Below are 21,764 nucleotides of genomic sequence, written 5' to 3'. Positions count from 1 at the left end.
AATGGATACACAACAACTATATTTTTTAAACGATATCGGTAAACAAAAACCAGAAAGTATTCGGAATAGAAGCGCTGCATGTCCATTTTGCAATAAAGAACAATTAACGGATATTTTAGCAACTGATGGTTCTATTATTTGGTTAAAAAATAAATTTCCTACATTACAAGATACATTTCAAACAGTGTTAATCGAAACCGATAATTGCGAAGATCATATCGCAACATATACAGAAGAACATATGAGAAAATTAATGCAATTTTCTATTCAACATTGGTTACACTTACAGAAGAACAAGGAGTTCGCATCTGTGATTTTATATAAAAATCACGGTCCATTTTCAGGTGGAAGTTTGCATCATGCACACATGCAAATTATCGGAATGAAATATGTAGATTATCTTGAAAATATTGAAGAAGAAAATTTCCAAGGGTTAATTGTTCAAAAAAATGAATGCATTGAGCTTAATATTTCAGAGCGTCCCATTATTGGCTTCACTGAATTCAATATAATCATTGATAACATTTCATATATAGATGAAATGGCAAATTACATTCAGCAAACTGTACGTTACATACTGACAGATTTCCATAAAGGATGCAGTAGTTATAACTTATTCTTCTATTACTTAAATGGAAAAATCATTTGTAAAGTTGTTCCTAGGTTTGTCGTTTCACCGCTGTATGTAGGATATAAAATACCGCAAGTTTCTACAAAACTAGAAGACGTAAAAATACAACTAGCGGAGTATTTCACAAAATGACACGATTATCAAAAAAAATAGAGTAGGTATCAAAACCTACTCTTTTATTACACCTTTATTTCGATAGTACACATCTTCTAATCCGATGTTATACTTCATGTTATTATCCGTCCACTCTGGCCCTAAATTCCCTGGCCATCCAGATGTATTCGCTATATATTTCAGTAATGCAAAATCAGTCAAACCTTTTTGCACCCCACGCTTATATCCTTTCATTAAATGCGGCATTGCAATTTGCGCATTTGTACGTGGATCTTTCAGCTCATCATCAGTTAAATGCTCTGGTGCAAGCCCGCCGCCGCGGTGTAGTTGAAACAATCCGAATGAAGTTCCATTATCTCCAACACTTCTTGGATTTAATCGACTTTCATGCTCGGCAATTGCAAGAGGTATCCATTCTGGAAGATTTACTTTCTTCGCTTCCTCTATAATGATTTGTTTCATCTGTTTTGCTTCTTCTGAATCAACATAGCTTGTTCCATTCACTAGCTTATCCATTCCTTCAGACTTTCCTTGGAAATATAAATATACTCCAAGAACAACTAAAAATCCTACAAAGAATTTCTTCACTACCTCTACCTCTTTCTCCGCTGAAATTTGTCCCCTTTCAGCCTTCCCTTTACAATTACCTACATTCTATTACTCTTTTATCATAGCAAATAACTATACATATTATCATCATGCTTTAGACCGATTTTGTGAAAAAACAGCTGGTAAATACGTGCAAAAATGTAACTTTCATAGACTATAACGCATTTATTGTATATAATTGTAAACTGAACTCTATATATAGAATAGGAGCATACAAAATGAAAAAATGCCTAACACTCTTGTTCAGCATTTTACTACTCATCCCTACCTACACCTCTGCACAAACATCATCAAAACCAAAAGTACTTGTTTTGTATAGTACACAAGACGATAAATTTTCAAATAATGTCCAAATCCTTAATACTCAATTAGGACATTTTACAAATGATATAACCGTAAAAAACTTAAAAGAAGCAACTTCAATTAATAACGTATCCTCCTATACACATATTGTTTATATCGGTGAAACAAAAGAAGCGTTTTCTGATGAAACGAAACAATTTCTAGAAAACTTCTCCGGCCCTGTATTAGTATTAGGACAAAATGTTGAACAATTATCTAAGCGTTTTTCTTTCATTACTTTGAATAGTGATGATATACGAGTTAATAAAATTGAATATCCAGGCAAGAAGCTAAAAAATACCTTAGAGGAGGAACGATTAATTCAATCATTTGATACGAATGGAACTGTGCTTGCTAACGCCTTAAGCTCAAATAACACTAACCCACTAATCGTTCAGCATGAAACATCTTATTATGTTGCAACACCTAACCTCTTTGACTGGATGTCTCATTACGTCGGTGAAATGTTATTTTCTTATTTCAGCCAAAAACCAACGAAAAATAAAGTTGAAGCTTATTTACGCCTTGAGGATGTTCACCCCGCAGCAGATATAAATCAATTGAAAGAAATTGCTGAATTACTAAAAGAGAAAAAGATGCCTTACATGATTACTGTTATTCCGGTATATAAAGATCCAGATACAGGAAAGATAATACATTTAAAAGATAAACCAGAACTAGTTGATCTTTTACGCTCTATGCAAGATGATGGTGCAGCAATTATTATGCATGGTTATACTCACCAATTTTATGACAGTGAAACAGGTGAAGGCTTTGAATTTTGGGATGTAAAAACAGATCAACCAATTCGCCAACCGAAGCATGAAAAACCGAAGACAAAAGATGACTTTCCAAATATAGAGGCATATAACCAATATGTAAAAAAAGGGGAAGAATTCGAGGAAAAATATACGAAAGATCATATCGAAAAAGGAATTCAAGAACTTGTAGATGCTAAACTATATCCTGTTGCCTTTGAAGCACCTCATTACACGATGTCTCAAAAAGGATATGAAATATTATCAAGGTACTTTTCAACTTATGTAGGACAACTACAGTTAAATGATACAACTTGGAAATCCATGCACTCACCATATTATACAAGTACTCCATCATTTTTACATGGAATGAAACTATTGCCTGAAACAGTCGGATTTATTGAAGAAGATACGCCACAAACTACTGCTAAAATGAAAGAGCGTGCTCTATCTGTTTCTAAATTATCCGATGGAGTTATTGGTGCATTCTATCATCCTTACTTAGGTGCGAAACCATTAAAAGAAGTGTTAAAGGATCTAGAAAGTATTCCAAATATAGAATGGATTGATTTACAAAAGGAAAAGAATGAAGTAAAAATGAAAGATATTCATATTACGACGAATAAAGACGGCATTCACGTTGAAAAACCAACCAGTGCGAATGACATAATTGATTATATAAAGCAATATGGCTTCTTCCTTATACTGGGGTTCGTTATCATTGTCTTTCTTTTATTATTAAAACGTGCGAAAAAATTAGAATCCTAATACAAAACCACCGAGCGGACCGCTTGGTGGTTTTTTGTCCTATATCAAACCGTGGCATTTTATTAAATAAATTCAACTTTTACTTCTTCCGTTACATGATTAAAACTATAATTCTCCTATCCTTTCAAATAAAATCGACTTGTATTTTCATATATTGTTTCTGCGACCTTATCAATGGATATGTTTTTTATAGAACTAATTTCCTTTAATACCTCTCGAATCATTCTTGGGTGCGTTATAACATCTTCTTGAAATTCCCACGGACCATCTGTTTCTACCATCATATATTCAAGCGGATAATACGAAACGATTTTTCTAATCTTCTCCTTATGTAAAACATCCGGTGTAATCGAAATATAATAACCATTTCTCATCATCCGTTTCATTGTTTCATCGCTTCCTTTAAACCAATGGAAGTGTGCACGTGAAACTTTATATTTCTCTAGCAAATCACATACAATGTCAGCATCTTCATAAACTGCGTGTAATACAATCGGCAAATTATACTTACTAGCTAGTTCTATAAATTTTTTCAATACAGCTATGTATGGATCTGCAGCAATTCTTTCATCTTCTTTTCTCAAATAATAGGGCAAACCTACTTCACCAATCGCAACAATTTCCTCTGCGTTCTGTTCAATAAGTTGATAAATCTGTTCACACTCTTCTTTATGGATCTGTTGCTCTGGATGAAACCCTATCGCTGGATATATAAAGGGATACTTCTTCGCTAAAGATAACGTTTCCTTACAAGATTGATAATTCATAGATACCGCAATAAGCCCCTTTATTTCCTTACTATTTTCCACCTCTTTTAGCAATCTGCTCTTCTCTTCATCCTTATATTGATCAACATGTATATGACTATCAATCCATTTCATCTTTATGCCCCCATAAAAAAACAAGAAAGGACTTCCTTTCTTGTTTTAGCATCTATATTATTTAACAATTAAGTTTGTTATGATATCAAATAATCCAATACACACTACGGCAACAGTAAAGTAGCTACAGAAATCTTTAATTGGTAACTTCACTACTTCTTCTTTACGCATCCCATTCTTCTCCCTTCTTACTAGATCCCTAATTATTTTTCTATCTGTATCTATTATGCAAAAAATATGACAAATTTACTATCGAATTAACTTACGTAAACCTTACAATGTTGTAAGGTTTAAAAAAAGATCCCCATCTTTATTCAGATGAGGATTATTAAAAATTAGTTGGTTTTTCATTCTTCATTACAAACAGAAAGTAATACATTGAGACTTTCTAGTTACACTATATGAAAATTACTATCTTTTAACTATCGAATTACATTACAGAAGGCTTACATGTTTGTAAGTTATGTGTAATGTAATTCGATAGTTCCCCTTACTTATATTTCGTACAATAAAGTTAGAAAGTAAGCCAAATAAGAAGAACACTCACATAACCAAATTACATTGCTAGTAGCTACTCTTCTTATACCTTTCACCCATGCTACTACAATGTACCCCCTTCCCCTTTATATAATAAAAAAGCCTTAGTCTATATGGACTAAGGCTTTTTTGTTAATCTCAAAAATACCCTTACCCAGTATTTTTATTTTCGACAAAAAATAGCCGGGGGTATATTTCACTATCTCATCGTTAAAAGTTTGCTCTTCGCATTTATAGGAATATTTGCAACCTCAATCTCTTCAATCGATTCACCGTAACGTCCTTTTGCAAAAACCTTTAATGCTTCATCTCTCTTTAACATATGCTTAACCGTTTTCTTTATTTTCTGCTCTCTACCACGTTCATCGAATGCAATAAATTCATATTCATACCACTCATCACCAATATGCTGACCAATTGTATTCACAACCGTATAGTATTCTTTCGTCTTATAAAATGGATTATATTTATCGATAACTGGTCCAAGTTTCGTAGGCAGTAACATTACTACTATCACTATCATCGCTATTATAGTAGTGATCATTTTTTTCTTCATAATAAACATTCCTCCTCTGCAGGATATATATACATCCATTTTAAAAAGGGGGAATAAAATCTACTATTGAATCTCATTACATTACACTTACATTTTTGTAAGAATTAAAAAAGGTGAACGAATTTGCTCGTTCACCTTTTAGCTTGCTTTAAAGCCACCGCCAAGTACATCACGTACATCATGTATAACAACGAAAGCATCTTCATCTACCCGGCTAATAACTTGTTTTAACTTAACAAGCTCTTGTTTATTAATAACAACATATAAAACTTCTTTATTTTTACCAGTATATCCGCCGCGCCCTTCTAATACAGTAACACCGCGTGTCATATTTTTCGTAATAGCTTCACGAATTAAATCTGGTTGATTCGAAATAATTGTAACAGCCGTTTTTGTATCCATTCCTTCTACAATGAAATCAATCACCTTCGCTCCAATGAACACAGCCACAAGTGTATACATCGCCTTTTCTTGCCCTATTATAAATACAGAACCAGCAATTACAACAATATCAATAATTAGTACGCCTTTACCTACACTCCAACCTAAATATTGATTTGCTAACTGAGCTAAGATTGCTGATCCTCCCGATGTACCTCCGGCTTTGAACATACAACCTAATCCAATTCCCACAAATAAACCAGCAAATAAAGCTGCTAATAATGTATCACTATTTACATGATACTCAATATGTTCTGTAACGTATAAAAACAAAGATGTTTCTACAATCCCTAAAATTGTATAAATCATTGTTTTCTTATCAAAAAATTTATAACCAACAGCTAGTAAAATTGCATTTATAGCAAAGTTCACAATTCCTGGTGACCAATCAAATAAGTAGTACGTAACAACCGTTAAACCAATAATTCCACCTTCCGATAAACGGTTTGGAATTGCAAAGTAATTAATACCAATTGCGAATAATAATGAACCAATTGTAATTAGTGTTATTTCCTTTATACGTTGATTAACCATAGTTCATACCCTCCCCCCATTTGACATTGTATCACTATCTCCTAGAGGTTTAGAAGTGGTTTTTATTCCGCATTTTCCCTCTTAAAAATTGAAATATCATGTTTAAACAGAGGGTTGATTAATTATTCATATTTGCTCTAACTGCACGGACAAATCGCTCCACATTCCCTTTCTGAATATACTTAGCGCGAATGGTTTCATGACCACAAGTAAATTCAAAATACGGATGAAAATCTATGCTATCTATATACAAATATGAATACTCTTTAAATGTTGAAGAATAGTACGGAAATTTCCCGTAAAAAAGGAGACGTCTAGTAGTGGCAACAAAAACCCCATGTTGATACGATAATATAAAATTATCCTTCTCAAATATCCCTACCACAAAAGCCAGAATCTTTTCATCATCATCTACATACTTTTTCATACTCGATAAAAGTTCATTCATGCATATTCCTCCAAATTCTATTCACTGCATTAACACTTGAAAAGAATCCATGGATTATTACAGACCGGTTTAACTCCTTTATAAAGTATGAAACGCGTTTCCTGTCAAAGATATTTCAAAAAAATAATCCGTTATGCGATTATACACATAACGGATTACGATTAAACTGTAGAGCGTTCCACAAGTTCGTATGGAATTTCCAGCTTTTCTTGTTCAGAACTCTCGTCATTCACTTTTCTATGCAACATTTCAAAAGCAGTTTTCCCTATCTCCTTTAAATTTTGATCAATAGTTGTCAATTGTAACACTTGCGAGATAGGTTGATTATCAAAGCCAATAATCGCTAAATCCTCAGGAACTTGAATCCCTAATTTTTCAACCTCTGTCATAACCCCAATCGCAACTTCATCACCTGCTACTATTAATGCTTCAGGAAGATCCTGCATCTCTTTTAACTTATGAGCCACTTTTACACCATCTTCTAGTGTAAAACATTCTGTAAAAATCCATTCTTCATTAACCTCTTCGTCTATAGATTGCAATTGCTGTTTATAAACATCAAAACGCTTTTGACTACTCGGCCCTAATTTTCTTCCCGTACAATAACCAATTTTTTTATAACCTTTCTCAATCAAATAATCCATTCCTAATTGAAAGGCCGCTGAATGATTCGTATATACACTTGAGATGTTTGAAATATCATTGTCTTCACAAGCAATTATTGCGCCGTAAGAAGCATACGGTTCTATCGTTTCCCAATCATTTGCACGTGAACAAATAATAAGACCATCCAATTGTTTTGTTTTTAACATATGTAAACTTTTCATTTCTTCTTTTTTATTATAATTCGTTTGGCAAAGTAGCACCCTGTAATTATGCGCTAACGCAGCCTCCATCATTCCGCTCACCATCGCATCAAAACACGGATGATTAATATACGGTAAAATCACACCAACAATATTCGTTTTTCCTTTTGATAAATGAACAGCATTTGCGTTTTGCGAGTAATTCAATTTCTCAACTATCTCTATAACCGCTTTTCTTTTTTCTTCACTTACATATGGGTGATCATTCAACACTCTCGAAACAGTCGTAACTGAAACTCCCGCCATCTTTGCAATATCTTTAATATTAGCCATACACTCACCTCTACCTTTAACTTAATGAATCTCATGAACATATGTCAAATCTTCTTATCATTACACCTTCATTCTTTTCTCTTACAAAAGTGTAATTTTTCTGTAAGCTAATTCGATAGTGACTTTCCGCAACATTTCATACAATTAAGTCAGAAACAAGGTAACAACTATTCGAAAAGGAGCGGATTAATATGATGAACAAAATAAAAACGAACAATTTCTTACATACAATGGGCATGGTATTTTCCGCTCTTATCGACGCAAAAGCTGTTGCTTCTACATTAAACAAGTAAGGAGAATGTATTATGAATAACATCACTTTTAACAAATTAGATTTTTTAGGACTAGCTAGTGGCTCGATTCTTCTTACTGCTTTTATTTACGCCGCTACGCTTGTATAACTTTGTGTCCCCTTTCCCCTTTATTATAAATAGTAATAGAAAAGACGACCGTCTATGCCCGGTCGTCTTTTCTTATTTTTGATTTGATTGCAAAGCTTCTTTTAACTCCTCAAACTTCTCATTTAATTGATCCGTCATCATTTTCATAGCGGTTTTTCGATCTATTTGTTCTCCAGCCTCAATTTGAATTGGATCTCCAAAAATCAATTGTGCCTTTTTCCCCTTTATTAATTCTTTTACACTTGATGGACCAACATAAGCTGCTGGTACTAACGGAACATTGGAACGCATCGCAATTGTCACAGCACCCGCTTTTAATGAAACATCTTCCGCTGATCTTGTTCCACTCGGAAAAATCCCTACTACCTTTCCTTCTTTTAATAAACGTGATGGAATTTTAAGTGTACTTGGTCCTGGATTCGCACGATCTACAGGGAATGCATTTACATTTTTAAAGAACCAATTTTTGAATTTCCCTTCAAATAATTCTTTTTTGGCCATGTAATGAATTTGAGTTGGATACATCCCTGTAGCTAACATTAATACATCCATAAAACTTGTATGTGTACATGCAACAACATAGGGTCCACCTTCTGGTAGCTTTTCTCTTCCTTGTACTTCTACTTTCCCAGCTGTTTTAAATATATATTTCAACAAAAATGTAATTGGTTTATACATTTATTTCGTTCCTTTCTAAACATCCGAAGTATAATCATATTCTTATAATAATTATAACACTAAGTTTTAGGAGTTGGTAATAAAATTAAGGATGAATTGTTAAATTTCAATTCTTACAAAAGTGTAATTTTCTTGTAAGCTAATTCGATAGTTACTTCTTACTATATTTCATACAATTAAGTCAGAAACAGGGCAACAATTATTCGAAAAGGAGTGGATCAATATGATGAACAAAATGAAAACGAACAATTTCTTAAATACAATGGGCATGGTATTATCGGCTCTTTTCGATGCAAAAGCTGTTGCTTCTGCATTAAACAAGTAAGGAGAATGTATTATGAATAACATTACTTTTAACAAATTAGATTTTTTAGGATTAGCTAGCGGCTCTCTTCTTCTTACTGCTTTCATTTACGCTGCTACGCTTGTATAACTTTGTGTCCCCTTTCCCCTTTATATAGAAAAAGACGACCGTCTATGCCCGGTCGTCTTTTTAATTTTTTCTTTCTTTCAATTCTTTTAAAAGCTGTATCAGCTCAGCTTGTTGTTTTATCTTTTTACGACCATTTCGATTAATTGCTGCAAGCTCACAGGCAACTCCGACGGCGAAGAAAAACAATAAACTTTCTAACATGTGAAATCCTCCATTTGCCTATTAAACAGCTTGACGTAATTGTTCTTCTTGTAAAACTCTCTTATTTATATTTTCTTCTTTTCTCTGGCAAACGTTATTGCGAATAAGCGCTGCAATAACAAGTACAGTCCCTATAATATCAAACATTGTGATTTGATACCCTTGCATCATCATAATAGCTAAAGTCGTAATTGGTACAAAATTAATAAATAAAATCCCATTAATGGATGATAAAATTTTCACACCATAGTTCCAAGCAAGTAGCGCTACAATACCTGGCAATGTCATCATGAATAACAAATCATATTTCACAATAGAAATCGTTCCCATACTCGGAACTGAAATATATCCAAGCGACGTAATAATTACCGTTATAATTCCTGTAACAGTCGTACCGAATACACACGTCAACGTAGAATAACGTAATGTTGACCAATCACTACAAGTTTGACCACCCATCGTATAAATAACCCACCCTACAACACCAATAAATATAAATGCTAATGGGAACATATTATCTTTCAATGTTACAAAGAAACTCATGTCACCTTTTGTAATAACAAACACAGCTCCTACAAAAGCAATAACCATACTCGTTATCATATACTTCTTCGGTTTTATATGCTTATATCCCCATAAAATACAAATAGAAATCATCGGCATAAGTGCTTCCATAATGGAAGCTACCATTACACCCGACTTACCCATTAACATTTGCCCTAAAAATATGAGGACATTATATACTGTAAATGCCATCGTTCCAAAAAAGACGAGTAACTTTCCTCTTCCCTCTAAACAAAATGCCTGTTTTCCTTCTTTCACTAACAACAATACAATCAGCATTATCGCCACTGCTCCATAGCGAATAAGCGAAAAATAAAATGGATCTATGTATTCTAGCGCATGATCAGCAACTGGAAACATCGCTCCCCATGACATACTCGCAATTAAACACGCCAAAGCCCCTATTATCATTTGACCTCTTCTCACCGCAATCCCCCGTTTCTTTCTATTTGCACAAAGAGAATTGTAAAAGAAAAAATATATCACGTAAAATGATTCAAAATGATGTTAACTATCATTTATAATGATAGTTAACATCAAGGGGGATTACAAAATGGAATTAAGAGACTTACAAATCTTTAAAAGCGTTGCCGATCAGGGTAGTGTAAGTAGCGCAGCAAAGGAATTAAATTATGTACAATCAAATGTAACTGCACGTATTAAACAACTAGAAAACGAATTAAAAACCCCACTCTTTTACCGCCATAAACGAGGAATGACTTTAACAGCTGAAGGAAGAAAAATGCTCGTTTATGTTAGTAAAATTTTGCAAGATGTCGACGAACTAAAACAAGTATTTTTAGATAGCGAAACACCTTCTGGTATATTAAAAATCGGTACAGTCGAAACAGTAAGTACACTGCCTACCATTTTATCTTCTTACTATAAAAGCTATCCGAATGTCGATTTATCATTACAAGCGGGTCTAACAGAAGAATTAATTAGAGAAGTACTTGATCATCAATTAGATGGCGCCTTTATATCAGGTCCTATTAAACATCCACTAATCGAACAATACGATGTTAGTACAGAGAAATTAATGCTTATAACACAAAATAAAGCCTTTCATATAGAAGAATTTACAACAACGCCTCTACTCGTTTTTAACCAAGGATGTGGATACCGCTCCAAACTAGAACGTTGGCTTAAAGACGAAGGTTTGCTACCAAAAAGAATTATGGAATTCAATATATTAGAGACAATATTAAACAGTGTTGCACTCGGTCTCGGAATTACACTCGTACCACAGTCTGCTGTCCATCATCTTTCTAAAGCAGGTAAGGTACATTGTCATGCAATCCCTGAAAAATACGGCAGTATTTCAACGGTTTTCATACGCCGTAAAGATAGCTATATGACGAATTCAATGCGTAGTTTTTTAAAAACTATTGAAGACCATCATCATATCAATATGCTGTGAAAGACATTCTTACATGAATGTCTTTTTTTCTTACAAAAGTGTAAGTCTTTCGTAAGCTAATTCGATAGTTGGAAGTATCCATATTCCCTATAATTAAGACATAAGCAGGGCAACAACTATTCGAAAAGGAGCGGATACGCATGATGAACAATATGAAATCAAATAAATTTTTAAATACAATGGGCATGGTGCTATCCGCACTTGTCGATGCAAAAGCTGTTGCAACTACATTAAACAAATAAGGAGAGATTATAATGAACAACATTACTTTCAACAAATCAGACTTTATCGGACTTGCAAGTGGAGCTACTCTTCTTACGGCTTTCATTTATACACTTGCTCAAGGTCTTATTTAACACTTTGTTTCCCCAAACCCCTTTATATATAGAAAAAGCTGCTCGTCTTATAGACAAGCAGCTTTTTAGTTTGTCCCGCTTTAATGGGCAGTAAGACCCCCACCTCAAAATTCAGCGAAAGCAAAGAAATTAGGTGGGGGTCGGGCTGCCCATAAAAGTCCGATTGGTGAAGGCTAATAATCAGTGGGGGATGAAGAACCCCCACACTGATTAAAGTTTCACTTTATTTCATATACAATTTGACCTGTTTTCGTAATATCATATCCGCCAATCGCATTTAATTCATTATGAAATTCTTCCGATTGCAGAATGTCTTTCACAACTTCAATCAGCTCTTCATTTTCTTTATTCTTCAAAATTACTAAATCATACTGTTCTTTCATGATTGGAATAAAGTCCACATTTACAATTTGCGAAAACTTTTCTGAACCTACTCCTACATCAGCTTTTCCATTTGCAACTTGCGTGGCAACACCAAGATGATTCGATTCTTCCCATTCATATCCACTAATATCAGCTTTATTTAATTTTCGGATTCGTAATTGTTCATCCACTAACACTCTAATACCAGAACCCTTTTCTCGATTCACAAACTTTATAGTGGACCCGGATATGTCAGCCCATGTCTTTATTTTCTTCGGATTTCCTTTTTGAACATAAAACCCTACATTTCTGGACAATAAATTAATCATAAGACATGGCTGTCCTACTAAAATACGTTTTACGTAAGGAATATTATATGTACCCGTTTCACCATCAAACAAATGCAAACTAACGATACTTCCTTCTCCTTGATACATTTTCACTAAACTCGTTAAGCTACCTTGATACGCTCTTAAAACATTAGAACTTGGCAAACGATTTTCTATACGTTTAGCTAACATATCTAACGTTAGTTCTTGACCACTAATAATACACGTGTTCAAGATACTACTACCATCGTTTTTCACAGGATTAACTTGTACTTTCCCTGTTTTCATTTGCTTTATATATTGATCTAAATCTGCTGCATCAATGCGCATCTGTCTACCAACTCTATAAGAAGGAAGTTCTCCTTTTTTAATTAAGTCGTATACAGTTAATTTTGATACTTTTAATCGCTTTGCTACTTCTTCCGTTGTGTAGGAATGATGATCCATAGACGATTCCTCACTTTCTCCTTTCATTGTAACAAAGAAAAGAATATTTCTCCTATTTTTTAAAAATAGACATATGTTCAAATTATATTCAATTATAACTAGTTATATTTAGTTATATTTAGTTATAATTAGATGTGTCAAAATGAAAGGGGATTTTTTTATGAATAAATTTATATTACGTTCCATCGGGGCACTTATACTTTCTTTCCTTCTTATATTTAGCGCTGCTTGTACAAGTGGGGAAAAGCATACAAAGTCAGCTGCTAAAGAGGATAAACCAGTTGAACTGACTATCTCAGCTGCTGCAAGCTTACAAGATGCATTAAAAGAACTCGAAAAACAATATAAAGAAAAAGAGCCAAATATCAAACTTTCTTTTAACTTCGGTGCTTCTGGAGCACTTCAACAACAAATTGAACAAGGTGCACCTGCTGATTTATTCTTCTCAGCAGCAGAAGATAAATTCCAAACCCTTGTAAAAAAAGGATTCATTAATGAAAAAGAGGGGAAAAATCTCCTTGGAAACGAACTCGTTCTAGTCGTCCCAAAAGATAGTTCTCTTACAAAAATTCAAGATTTAAAAGATGAAAAAATAAAAAAAATTGCACTTGGTACACCTGAATCTGTACCTGCTGGCAAATATGCAAAGGCTTCTCTAACACACGAAAACCTTTGGAATGATGTTCAAAATAAAGTCGTATTTACAAAAGATGTTCGCCAAGTGTTAACATATGTAGAAACAGGGAATGTCGATGCTGGTATCGTATACAAAACAGATGCTCTCATTTCGGATAAAGTAAAGATTGGTGAGACAGCAGCAGCTACTTCTCATGAGCCAATCCACTATCCTTTAGGTGTTATAAAGGAATCTAAACATAAGAAAGAGGCGACTTCATTTTATGAGTATTTGCAGTCAAAAGATGCACAATCTATCTTTAAAAAATATGGATTTACAGTCCTGTCGTAATTACTATGAGCATTGATGCTATTTTATCGCCTGTCTTTCTATCTTTAAGAGTAGCTGCATGCGCCACTATTCTCGTTACAATTTTAGGGACAATTGTCGGGCGAGCACTAGCTCGCTCCTCATGGCGATATAAAGTAATATTAGAAACCATATTTTTATTACCAATGGTACTTCCACCAACTGTTATCGGCTTCTTTCTCATTATCATCTTTGGAAACAACAGCCCGATCGGAAGGTGGGTTGAATCATTATTTCAGCAGTCTATTATGTTCACATCTACTGCTGCGATTATTGCTTCTACAGTTGTTGCATTTCCGCTTATGTACCAATCAGCGAAAACGGGATTTTCTATCGCAAATGTACAAATTGAAGAAAGTGCTCGTGACCTTGGCGCAAGTGAATATCAAGTTTTTCTGCACGTTACACTTCCGCTCGCATTTCCTGCCTTACTAAGCGGGATGATTTTGAGCTTTGTCCGCGCGCTCGGTGAATTTGGTGCTACACTTATGTTTGCCGGGAACATTCCTGGTAAAACACAGACAATCCCAACTGCAATTTACATGGCTATTGATGCAAGTAATATGCAACTCGCATGGACACTTGTAGTTATTACTATCGGTATGTCACTCGTATTTCTACTATGTATTCAACTTATTAATAAAAGAATTACTAACTCTTAAAGCAGCTTTTTTCGAAGCTGCTTCTTTATTTCTTAGGAAATAAAATATACCACCGGGAAATAACTGAATTTTACCTCTTATTAAAATATACATTTTATTTGAATTCACTTTCTAAAATAGGCAATTTCCTGTTATTATATGGAGGTGTTTCAAAAAATGAAGAAATGAAAACGCATTTATATCGTGAATTCTTCATCCTGTTTTAGCGATCGGTAATCTTCTACTCTATTAGTGGGGCATTACCGATCGTTAGAACGATATGTAACTATATTGGTATAGCAAACCGAAGGGAGTCTTGTAATGGACATTTTATTAGCGCTTCTTCCTGCAATTGCATGGGGAAACATCTTATTAGTAAGCGTAAAAATGGGCGGTGGTGCATATAGCCAAACGGTAGGTATGACAATCGGTGCTCTATTCTTCGCAACAATTATGTATGTATTTACTCAACCAGCTTTAACAATGACAATCTTAATTGTTGGTTTTATTTCAGGTTTATTCTGGGCTTTAGGACAAGTAAACCAATTAAAAACAGTTGAAAAACTAGGTGTTTCAACTACTGTAACGATTTCTACTGGTATGCAACTTGTTGCAACTTCTATCTTTGGGGTTATCGCTTTCCGTGAGTGGACTACTACTACAACGATCATTCTGGGAACGATTGCAATCCTATTAATCGTAGTTGGTGTTGTATTCACATCATTAGATGATAAAGAAAATGCTCAGCCACCTGGACAATTGAAAAAAGGACTTCTTACTTTAATTGTTTCTACTTTCGGCTATCTTGTATATGTAATTATTATTCGTTGGTATAATATCGATGGTTGGTCTGCTATTTTACCACAAGCAGTTGGTATGTTTGTTGGTGCGGTTGTACTGACGTCTAAACATAAACCATTTAACAAATATGCAATCCGTAATGCTTTGTCTGGTTTACTATGGGGAACTGGAAACTTATTCTTACTTCTTTCATTACCACGTGTTGGAGTAGCAACAAGCTTCCCATTATCTCAAACTGGAATCGTTATCTCAACATTCGGTGCGATTGTATTCTTAGGTGAAAAGAAAACAAAACGTCAATTGATCTTTATTGCACTAGGTAGTGTTTTAATTATCGGCGGCGCTGTATTACTTGGTATGACAAAAGCATAATCTTATATTCTATTAGTAAACCCCTGAAGCATATGTACTTCAGGGGTTTTTTAATTCTAATTATTTTCTAGATATAATTATTTGTATGTTCTTGCCCCTTATAATTGCTCTTCCACTCTAGCAAACCAGCTACACATATAAAGAGATTAATAATAGCTAATATTAGCATGAATTTCCTCCTTCTCATTATCCATTCCATCTACGGTAAGTCTTTTCTTTTTACAAAATTCTCTTAAAGATGATATCGTTTTTATAACATATCTCTACTAGAAAGGAATAAAGGATATGCTAACTAAACATCGAATTTTATTTATTGGTGCCGGTCGTATGGCAGAAGCTATATTTTCCGGATTACTTAAAACAAGCAAAGAGTACATCGAAGAAATTATCGTCTCTAACCGAAGCAACATAGAAAAGCTAAAACAGTTACAACATCAATATAATGTGTCTACTACAACAGATTGGAAACAGCATGTTACATCTGTTGATACGGTTGTTTTAGCAATGCCACCTTCGGCTCATGAAGAGTTATTAGCTGAGCTATCTCCGTTAATATCAAATCAACTAGTCGTAACAGTAGCAGCTGGCATTGGACCATCTTATTTAGAAGCTAGACTCCCAAAAGGCACGCCTGTTGCTTGGATTATGCCTAATACAGCTGCTGAAATTGGAAAGTCTATCTCCTTATATACAATGGGACAATCAGTAAACGAGATACATCAAGAAACCCTGCAACTACTTTTAAAAGGTATTGGTACTTCGCAACTTTGTACTGAGGAAGAAGTTCATCAGCTTACTGCAGTTACTGGAAGTGCACCAGCCTTCCTTTATTACTTTGCTGAAAGCTTAATTGAAGCAACAAAAAGTTATGGAGTTGATGAAGAAACCGCAAAACACCTTGTCATTCAAATGATTTCTGGCTCTGCTTCTATGCTTGAACAAACGCAAAATCCAGCTAACCTTCGCGAACAAGTAACAACGCCAGGTGGTTCCACAGCTGAGGGTCTCAAAACTTTATACGAATATAATTTTTCAGAGGCAATTCAAAAAGCAGTAGAAGCAACAAACAAAAAAGCTAGGGGGAAATAATATGATTTTAACAAGTTTAAAAGATTATACAACATTACATAACGGTGTAAAAATGCCTTGGTTTGGTTTAGGTGTTTTTAAAGTAGAAGATGGTTCAGAAGTAATTGATTCTGTAAAAGCAGCAATTAAAAATGGCTACCGCAGCATCGATACTGCAGCAATCTATCAAAATGAAGAAGGCGTTGGACAAGCGATTCGTGAATCCGGTGTTTCACGTGAAGAATTATTTATTACCTCAAAAGTATGGAATAGCGATCAAGGATATGAAACAACACTTCAAGCATTTGAAACTACATTAGAGAAATTAGGTCTAGAATATTTAGATTTATATTTAGTACATTGGCCTGTAAAAGGGAAATATACTGAATCATGGAAAGCATTAGAAAAACTTTATAAAGATGGCCGTGTTCGCGCTATCGGTGTGAGTAATTTCCACATTCACCACTTACAAGACGTATTTGAAATTGCTGAAATTAAGCCAATGGTCAACCAAGTGGAATATCACCCACGTTTAGCACAAGAAGAGCTACATGCATTCTGTAAAGAACATAATATCCAGCTTGAAGCTTGGTCACCATTAATGCAAGGACAACTACTAGATAATCCAACGTTACAAGAAATTGCGACAAAATATAATAAATCAACTGCGCAAATTATTTTACGTTGGGATTTACAAAACGAAGTTGTAACAATTCCCAAATCAATTAAAGAACATCGCATTATTGAAAATGCAAACATCTTCGACTTTGAATTAAGTGCTGATGATATGAAAGCAATTCAAGCTTTAAATGAAGATCGTCGCGTTGGTCCAGATCCAGATAACTTTAACTTCTAGTAGAAAAACCACTGCCATATGCAGTGGTTTTTCTATTTAATAAAACTGAAAATTTAAACTATATTTCATTTAGTTGACACTTCATTATTCAAGGTGTAAGATTTTGAATTATCAAAGAAACACAAAAATTAATAAAATTTATTCGTTTACTCATTGTATCAAGAGAGGTGGAGGGACTGGCCCTTTGAAACCTCGGCAACAGGTTCATTTTGAATACTGTGCCACTTCCTGCAAGCTTTATGCTTGAAAGATAGAATGAGGGACTTCGTTTATATACGGGTGCATAACTTGTACGTAAAAATCCCTCTTTCTCAATATGAAAAGAGGGATTTTTTATTTTTCATTTCCCTCATCATCATCCAAACTTAATTATTTAGGAGGAAAATCAAATGAAAAAGAAGTTTGTACCCGGTATTGCATCAGTTGTAGGAGTAAGTATTTTATTAACTGGTTGCGGTAGTTATAAAAACGAAGCAAGCGGAGCAAATGCAAAAGACGAGGCACCTAGTAAACAGGTTTTAAACTTATCTTCACCTACTGAAATACGAACAATGGATACGGCTCGTGCTACAGATACTGATTCTGGTCAAGTAATGAGAAACGTATTTGAAGGTTTGTATAATCTTGGTGAAGGTAACAAACCTGTTCCTGGTGTTGCAAAATCTCATGAAGTAAGTGGCGATAAAACGAAATACACATTCCATTTGCGAGATTCAAAATGGTCAAACGGCACTCCTGTTACAGCTAAAGATTTTGTGTTCGCTTGGCAACGTGCCGTAGATCCAGCAACAGCCTCTGAATATGCATTTTTATTCTTTGATATTAAAAACGCAACAAAAATTAACAACAAAGAACTTCCAGCCGACCAACTTGGTGTAAAAGCAGTTGATGACCATACGTTTGAGGTAGAATTAGAGCGTCCTGTTCCTTATTTTATTAGCTTAACAGCGTTCCCAACATTTCTACCAATTAATGAGGAATTCTTTAAAGTACAAGGTGATAAGTACGCTTTAGAAGATAATACAATCTTGTACAATGGAGCTTTTACACTAAGCGATTGGAAGCACGAACAAAGCTTTAAATTTAAGAAGAACCCTACCTATTGGGATAAAGATACTGTCAAACTAGAAGAAATCAATTTTAATGTCGTAAAAGAAAAATCAACAGAAGTAAATTTATTCGAGTCAAAACAATTAGATCGTATAAAACTAACATCTGACTTCGTCGATAAATATAAAAAGGATGCTAACTTTAAAGAACGTCCAAACGTAGGCGTACAATTTTTACGTATGAATCAACAAAACAAAGTACTTCAAAACGTTTCTGCACGCCAAGCAATTGATCAAACAATTGATAGAAAATCCTTTGTAAATACGTTATTAAATGATGGCTCTACACCAACATTTGGTCTCGTTCCAAAAAACTTTGCAAAAGGACCTGAAGGAAAAGACTTCCGTACTGCAAACGGCGATTTAACAAAAGTTGATACAAAATCTGCACAAGAGTTATGGAAAAAAGCTAAACAAGAGCTTGGTTCTGAAAAGATAACATTAGAATTATTAACGAGTGATGCTGACCTTGATAAGAAAACTGGTGAATTCTTAAAAGGACAACTAGAAAAGAATCTAGATGGATTAATAGTAAATATAAAACCTCAGCCGCGTAAGCAACAAGTTTCGCTTTTATTAAAAGGTGACTACGAAATCGGAATTGATGGCTGGAGCCCTGACTTTGCGGATCCAATTACATTCCTTGAGCTATTTACAACGAATAACCCTTATAACTTAGATCATTACTCTAATAAGGAATTCGATGAAACAATAGCAAAAGTGAAAACAACTTTAGCTGGTGATGAAAAAGCTCGCTGGGAAGCATTACTAGCATCCGAGAAAATATTATTTAAAGACTCTGTTATCGCTCCTCTTTACCAAAAAGGCGAATCTTATTTAGAACGTTCTTATGTGAAAGGAATTGTGCAAGTAGACTTTGCAGGTCAATTAAACTTCAAGTGGACAAAAATTGAAAAATAAAGTGAAACTTTAATAAGCGGGGGTTTCTTCATCCCCACTTATTATTAGCCCACACCAATTGTTTTTTTAGCAAAATATATTAAAAATAGGTTCTCTCACACATGAGAATCTGCTTTTTTAATATATTATTCTGATAAATTAACAATCTATTTTTATTATTGACATATAGTTCTTTTCAGTGTTAATATTCTAAATAATCAAAGAAACAAAATATTTCACCATCAAAATATAATGTCTACTACGTTGAAACATATAACGATAGATTATAGTTCGACATGTATATACATATAGAACACCTGATTACCTATAAACAAATATTTATAATAGGTTTTATCTCCTTCTATAGCTACTTCAAGACACGGACATTATGACGTTACGAACAACACATTTAGGGAGGAACGAACAATGAAGAAAAAAGTTGTACCTGTTGTTGCATCTGTTTTAGGGGCAAGTCTATTACTAACTGCTTGCGGGGGAAATAAAGATAATGCAAGCGGAGCGAAAGCAAACGATAAAGCACCTGATAAACAGGCAATTAACTTATCATTCGCTTCAGAAATTCCAACAATGGATGTTGCAAAAGCAACGGATGGGGAATCCATGAACGTAATGCGTAATGTTTTTGAAGGGCTATATGCAATGGGAGAAGATAACAAACCGATTCCTGGTGTTGCTGAGTCGGTTGACATTAGTCCCGATAAAACAAAATATACATTCCATCTGCGTGATTCAAAATGGTCAAACGGTACTCCTGTTACAGCAAAGGACTTCGTCTTTGCTTGGCAACGTGCCGTAAATCCTGATACAGCAGCTGAATACGCATTCTTATTCTTCGATGTACAGAATGCGAAACAAATAAACCAAAAACAATTACCAATTGATCAACTAGGGGTCAAAGCTGTTGATGACAAAACGTTAGAAGTACAACTAGACCGTCCTGTTCCTTACTTCTTAAGCTTAACGACATTCTCAACATTCTTGCCAATTAATGAAGAGTACTTAAAGTCTCAGGGCGATAAATACGGTTTAGAAACAAATCATTTAATTTACAACGGTGCTTTCACATTAGATAACTGGAAACACGAACAAAGTTTCCAATTGAAGAAAAACCCTAACTATTGGGATGCTAAAACGGTAAAATTAGAAGAAATCAACTTCAATGTCGTTAAAGATAAGTCTACAGAAGTGAACTTATATGATTCAGGACAAATTGATCGCGTTGCTTTAACTGCAGAGTTTGTTGATAAATATAAGAGCGATCCAAACTTCAAGGAACGCGCTGAAGTCGGCATTCAATTCTTACGACTAAATCAGAAAAATGAAACATTAAAAAATCAACATGCACGCCTTGCTATTAACGGCGCAATGAATAAAAAGGCTTACGTAGAAACAATTTTAAATAACGGTGCTATTCCAGCTGAAGGAATGGTTCCTGCGAAATTTGCAAAGAGTCCAGAAGGCAATGACTTCCGTAAAGAAAATGGAAATCTAGTCAAGGATGATGTGAAAACAGCGAAAGAAAACTGGAAAAAAACAAAACAAGAACTTGGTACTGACAAAGTAACAATCGAACTATTAACAAGTGACAATGCTTTAGCTAAAAAGACTGGTGAATATTTAAAAGGTGAATTAGAAAAAAACCTAGATGGATTAACAGTGAATTTAAAACCACAACCACGTAAACAACAGTTGAAACTACTATTAAGTGGTGACTATGAAATTGGTATTGACGGCTGGGGCCCTGACTTCGCTGATCCAATTACATTCTTAGATTTATTTACAACAGATAGTGCTTATAACTTCGATAAATACTCTAACAAAGAGTACGATGAGCTAATTCATAAAGTGAAAACAGATTTAGCTGGCGATGAAAAAGCACGCTTTGAAGCAATGAAGCAAGCTGAAAAAATTCTATTACAAGACGGCGCTGTCGCTCCTTTATACCAACAAGGCCGTTCTTACTTACAACGCTCTTTCATTAAAGGACTTGTAACAACTGACTTCGGTGGTGAGTTTAACTACAAGTGGACAGAAGTTACAAAATAATAAGTGCTAATAAAA

General features: G+C 34.4%; 23 protein-coding genes and 1 riboswitch. Of the genes, 13 read left to right on the top strand and 10 right to left on the bottom strand.

Features of this window, described 5'->3' with window-relative positions:
• Window position 1: 1 nt before the first annotated feature.
• Complete coding sequence (locus ACUL40_RS20900; protein ID WP_000381056.1) at window positions 2–763, top strand: DUF4931 domain-containing protein; 762 nt, start codon at window positions 2–4, stop codon at window positions 761–763.
• A 36-nt stretch (window positions 764–799) separates the two neighbouring features.
• On the opposite strand, the gene ACUL40_RS20895 is transcribed toward ACUL40_RS20900, so the two are convergent.
• Window positions 800–1,333 (bottom strand): transglycosylase SLT domain-containing protein, encoded by a 534-nt coding sequence (locus tag ACUL40_RS20895; protein WP_000713249.1) that lies wholly within the window; start codon window positions 1,331–1,333, stop codon window positions 800–802.
• Window positions 1,334–1,572: 239 nt separating this feature from the next.
• Between ACUL40_RS20895 and ACUL40_RS20890 the strand changes: the two genes are divergently transcribed.
• Window positions 1,573–3,222 (top strand): polysaccharide deacetylase family protein, encoded by a 1,650-nt coding sequence (locus ACUL40_RS20890; RefSeq protein WP_326038119.1) that lies wholly within the window; start codon window positions 1,573–1,575, stop codon window positions 3,220–3,222.
• A 116-nt stretch (window positions 3,223–3,338) separates the two neighbouring features.
• Here the strand turns inward: ACUL40_RS20890 and ACUL40_RS20885 are convergent, their stop codons facing one another.
• From ACUL40_RS20885 to ACUL40_RS20865, 5 genes are all read right to left on the bottom strand, one after another.
• Window positions 3,339–4,103 (bottom strand): TatD family hydrolase, encoded by a 765-nt coding sequence (locus ACUL40_RS20885; RefSeq protein WP_000871102.1) that lies wholly within the window; start codon window positions 4,101–4,103, stop codon window positions 3,339–3,341.
• A gap of 736 nt (window positions 4,104–4,839) precedes the next feature.
• Window positions 4,840–5,196, bottom strand: a complete 357-nt coding sequence (locus ACUL40_RS20880) for a YxeA family protein (RefSeq protein WP_000728422.1) — start codon at window positions 5,194–5,196, stop codon at window positions 4,840–4,842.
• A 138-nt stretch (window positions 5,197–5,334) separates the two neighbouring features.
• Window positions 5,335–6,171, bottom strand: a complete 837-nt coding sequence (locus ACUL40_RS20875; RefSeq protein ID WP_000248045.1) for a YitT family protein — start codon at window positions 6,169–6,171, stop codon at window positions 5,335–5,337.
• 118 nt (window positions 6,172–6,289) lie between these two features.
• Window positions 6,290–6,619, bottom strand: a complete 330-nt coding sequence (locus ACUL40_RS20870) for a PH domain-containing protein (protein WP_445423055.1) — start codon at window positions 6,617–6,619, stop codon at window positions 6,290–6,292.
• 161 nt (window positions 6,620–6,780) lie between these two features.
• Complete coding sequence (locus ACUL40_RS20865; protein WP_065212382.1) at window positions 6,781–7,758, bottom strand: LacI family DNA-binding transcriptional regulator; 978 nt, start codon at window positions 7,756–7,758, stop codon at window positions 6,781–6,783.
• 305 nt (window positions 7,759–8,063) lie between these two features.
• On the opposite strand from ACUL40_RS20865, the gene ACUL40_RS20860 reads away from it, so the two are divergent.
• Window positions 8,064–8,159, top strand: coding sequence for a DUF3948 family protein (locus ACUL40_RS20860; protein ID WP_001059999.1), 96 nt, complete (start codon window positions 8,064–8,066; stop codon window positions 8,157–8,159).
• A gap of 72 nt (window positions 8,160–8,231) precedes the next feature.
• Here the strand turns inward: ACUL40_RS20860 and ACUL40_RS20855 are convergent, their stop codons facing one another.
• On the bottom strand, window positions 8,232–8,837 hold the full coding sequence (locus tag ACUL40_RS20855; RefSeq protein ID WP_000277778.1) for a lysophospholipid acyltransferase family protein: 606 nt from the start codon (window positions 8,835–8,837) through the stop codon (window positions 8,232–8,234).
• A 337-nt stretch (window positions 8,838–9,174) separates the two neighbouring features.
• Here ACUL40_RS20855 and ACUL40_RS20850 point away from each other — a divergent pair, with 337 nt between their 5' ends.
• On the top strand, window positions 9,175–9,270 hold the full coding sequence (locus tag ACUL40_RS20850; protein WP_001060007.1) for a DUF3948 family protein: 96 nt from the start codon (window positions 9,175–9,177) through the stop codon (window positions 9,268–9,270).
• A gap of 60 nt (window positions 9,271–9,330) precedes the next feature.
• On the opposite strand, the gene ACUL40_RS20845 is transcribed toward ACUL40_RS20850, so the two are convergent.
• Window positions 9,331–9,471, bottom strand: coding sequence for a YrzO family protein (locus ACUL40_RS20845; protein ID WP_000894065.1), 141 nt, complete (start codon window positions 9,469–9,471; stop codon window positions 9,331–9,333).
• Window positions 9,472–9,492: 21 nt separating this feature from the next.
• Window positions 9,493–10,461, bottom strand: a complete 969-nt coding sequence (locus ACUL40_RS20840; protein WP_002182372.1) for a DMT family transporter — start codon at window positions 10,459–10,461, stop codon at window positions 9,493–9,495.
• Between the two features lie 127 nt (window positions 10,462–10,588).
• On the opposite strand from ACUL40_RS20840, the gene ACUL40_RS20835 reads away from it, so the two are divergent.
• Entirely contained in the window at window positions 10,589–11,455 is an 867-nt protein-coding gene (locus ACUL40_RS20835) for a LysR family transcriptional regulator (protein ID WP_000423031.1), read from the top strand.
• A 254-nt stretch (window positions 11,456–11,709) separates the two neighbouring features.
• Window positions 11,710–11,811, top strand: coding sequence for a DUF3948 family protein (locus ACUL40_RS20830; RefSeq protein ID WP_001060017.1), 102 nt, complete (start codon window positions 11,710–11,712; stop codon window positions 11,809–11,811).
• A gap of 218 nt (window positions 11,812–12,029) precedes the next feature.
• On the opposite strand, the gene ACUL40_RS20825 is transcribed toward ACUL40_RS20830, so the two are convergent.
• Entirely contained in the window at window positions 12,030–12,950 is a 921-nt protein-coding gene (locus tag ACUL40_RS20825; protein WP_002180310.1) for a substrate-binding domain-containing protein, read from the bottom strand.
• Between the two features lie 160 nt (window positions 12,951–13,110).
• Between ACUL40_RS20825 and modA the strand changes: the two genes are divergently transcribed.
• The 7 genes from modA (at window position 13,111) to ACUL40_RS20790 (ending at window position 21,749) form a co-directional block, all read left to right on the top strand.
• On the top strand, window positions 13,111–13,917 hold the full coding sequence (modA, locus tag ACUL40_RS20820) for a molybdate ABC transporter substrate-binding protein (RefSeq protein ID WP_139847213.1): 807 nt from the start codon (window positions 13,111–13,113) through the stop codon (window positions 13,915–13,917).
• A gap of 5 nt (window positions 13,918–13,922) precedes the next feature.
• Window positions 13,923–14,597 (top strand): molybdate ABC transporter permease subunit, encoded by a 675-nt coding sequence (modB, locus tag ACUL40_RS20815; RefSeq protein ID WP_050292905.1) that lies wholly within the window; start codon window positions 13,923–13,925, stop codon window positions 14,595–14,597.
• A gap of 300 nt (window positions 14,598–14,897) precedes the next feature.
• Window positions 14,898–15,749, top strand: coding sequence for a GRP family sugar transporter (locus tag ACUL40_RS20810; RefSeq protein WP_000353544.1), 852 nt, complete (start codon window positions 14,898–14,900; stop codon window positions 15,747–15,749).
• 285 nt (window positions 15,750–16,034) lie between these two features.
• On the top strand, window positions 16,035–16,838 hold the full coding sequence (proC, locus tag ACUL40_RS20805; protein WP_000956251.1) for a pyrroline-5-carboxylate reductase: 804 nt from the start codon (window positions 16,035–16,037) through the stop codon (window positions 16,836–16,838).
• A gap of 1 nt (window position 16,839) precedes the next feature.
• Window positions 16,840–17,673, top strand: coding sequence for an aldo/keto reductase (locus tag ACUL40_RS20800; protein WP_000604196.1), 834 nt, complete (start codon window positions 16,840–16,842; stop codon window positions 17,671–17,673).
• Window positions 17,674–17,825: 152 nt separating this feature from the next.
• Window positions 17,826–17,930, top strand: a riboswitch (SAM riboswitch).
• A gap of 132 nt (window positions 17,931–18,062) precedes the next feature.
• Window positions 18,063–19,703, top strand: a complete 1,641-nt coding sequence (locus tag ACUL40_RS20795; protein WP_139847212.1) for a peptide ABC transporter substrate-binding protein — start codon at window positions 18,063–18,065, stop codon at window positions 19,701–19,703.
• 405 nt (window positions 19,704–20,108) lie between these two features.
• Window positions 20,109–21,749: an ABC transporter substrate-binding protein gene (locus ACUL40_RS20790; RefSeq protein WP_445423056.1), complete on the top strand. Its 1,641-nt coding sequence runs from the start codon at window positions 20,109–20,111 to the stop codon at window positions 21,747–21,749.
• Window positions 21,750–21,764: the final 15 nt, after the last annotated feature.

The sequence above is a fragment of the Bacillus sp. KNSH39 genome, from assembly GCF_052656585.1.
Note: the sequence above shows the minus strand (reverse complement) of the source record. Positions and strands in the feature narration are given on the sequence as shown.